2 protein-coding genes and 2 pseudogenes are annotated in these 1765 nt (G+C 39.7%); 3 read left to right on the forward strand and 1 reads right to left on the reverse strand.

Features of this window, described 5'->3' with window-relative positions:
- A pseudogene (locus BGK49_RS29440) lies at positions 1–154 on the forward strand (IS3 family transposase); the annotation flags it as partial.
- Between the two features lie 23 nt (positions 155–177).
- Here BGK49_RS29440 and ospZ read toward each other — a convergent pair.
- Positions 178–870 (reverse strand): type III secretion system effector cysteine methyltransferase OspZ, encoded by a 693-nt coding sequence (ospZ, locus tag BGK49_RS13925; protein ID WP_000625268.1) that lies wholly within the window; start codon positions 868–870, stop codon positions 178–180.
- A gap of 55 nt (positions 871–925) precedes the next feature.
- Here ospZ and BGK49_RS27170 point away from each other — a divergent pair.
- Positions 926–1078 (forward strand): annotated as a pseudogene (locus BGK49_RS27170) (IS3 family transposase); the annotation flags it as partial.
- A 407-nt stretch (positions 1079–1485) separates the two neighbouring features.
- Positions 1486–1765 (forward strand): transposase (locus BGK49_RS13935; RefSeq protein ID WP_000567733.1); only part of this gene is annotated, 280 nt, incomplete at its 3' end.

The raw sequence follows: 1765 nt of genomic DNA on the forward strand, positions 1-1765 counted from the left end.
ACGTAAGCTTCAGCGAGGCAGCTCACGCCATAACGGACTATATCGTTGGATATTACAGCGCACTAAGACCGCACGAATATAACGGTGGGTTACCCCCAACGAATCGGAAAATCGATACTGTAAAAACTCTAACTCGGTGGCCAGTTTTTGTTGACCACTTCATACAATTAATATACATTAAGTAACAGATATTTGAGCCTTGATTTGAGAAAGCCTGTCATTCATTTGTTTTATGTAGCTATCTATTTCCTCTGATGCATAACTAAAAAGTTCTCCCATTTCACGAGCAATAATAATCTCAGATTTAATAGACTTTAACTCTGGCGACTCATCTCTTAACACTTGCATAATCTCTCTTTTTATATCATATAGTTCTATAAACCGATTTGCCCGTAGTTCTCCTTGGGGAGAATCATTTCTGAATACAACAATTATATACAAAAAATCCCTATTTTCTTTAGGGAAGATCTTACAACTAATCTCTGGGAGCTCACATAATGCATGTAAGTCAGGATGGTACAAACTATCCACAGAAAATTGCCCCATAGGACGTTTTCCAGATATAACTGTCAACCAGCTTCCTTCCGGTATACTGGCTTCGTCTCTGGAAATAGGCTGAAAATCTTCCGAACATGGAGAATACATTGTCTTCATATAATTAAGTCGTCTGGATTTCTCATTAATAAACTCCTCTATTTTTAATTGTGCCATACTTCTGGTTATACCAGAGATATACTTCTTGTCATATATGTTTGGTGATTCATTAAAGTAACCATGTTCAACTCTAGGATAAATATTTCTCACTATATATTCAGTATTTGCAGTATTTATTGGAAATACGTTCTTAATATTCTTGATGGGACTAATCATTTTAATCTCTATACTCAAATATAAACATTACCATGAACAATATAATTGTTCCTAAGTGGAATGTCTCCACGGAGAACACTTTATCTATCGGGAAATAGTGCGGGCAACAGTGTTTAATTATATCGAGTGCGATTACAATCGCTGGCGACGGCACCGTTGGTGTGGCGGCCTCAGTCCGGAACAATTTGAAAACCAGAACCTCGCTTAGGCCTGTGTCCATATTACGTGGGTAGGCTCACAGGGCCTCACTTACGACTGCGTCCATATTATGTGGGTAGGATCAATAAAGACGTTTTATATGTGTCTGCTTGCAGCCAGAAAATTTATACCCTGCAGGTATCATAAACATGCTTGATAACTTAATTGGGGCTCCCTCTTCCTTTTATGGTGTAATTGTTTGATTGAATACTTCCGGGGATTTCAGTATGAAATGAAGTATATTTAATATATTTTACAAAAAGTTTGTATTAGTGGAATAAGGACAATAGCTTATCCAAACTGCCAAGCCTCTTTATTATAAGTAATAGACTGGCCCCCTGAATCTCCAGACAACCAGTATCACTTAAATAAGTGATAGTCTTAATACTAGTTTTTAGACTAGTCATTGGAGTACAGATGATTGATGTCTTAGGGCCGGAGAAACGCAGACGGCGTACCACACAGGAAAAGATCGCAATTGTTCAGCAGAGCTTTGAACCGGGGATGACGGTCTCCCTCGTTGCCCGGCAACATGGTGTAGCAGCCAGCCAGTTATTTCTCTGGCGTAAGCAATACCAGGAAGGAAGTCTTACTGCTGTGGCCGCCGGAGAACAGGTTGTTCCTGCCTCTGAACTTGCTGCCGCCATGAAGCAGATTAAAGAACTCCAGCGCCTGCTCGGCAAGAAAACGATGGAAA

The organism is Shigella sp. FC1544, assembly GCF_001722145.1.
Lineage (GTDB): Bacteria > Pseudomonadota > Gammaproteobacteria > Enterobacterales > Enterobacteriaceae > Escherichia > Escherichia coli.

What these genes read in the sequence shown, in the direction of transcription:
- ospZ (WP_000625268.1), bottom strand. Translation starts at nt 870, where the DNA reads ATGATTAGTCCCATCAAGAATATTAAGAACGTATTTCCAATAAATACT.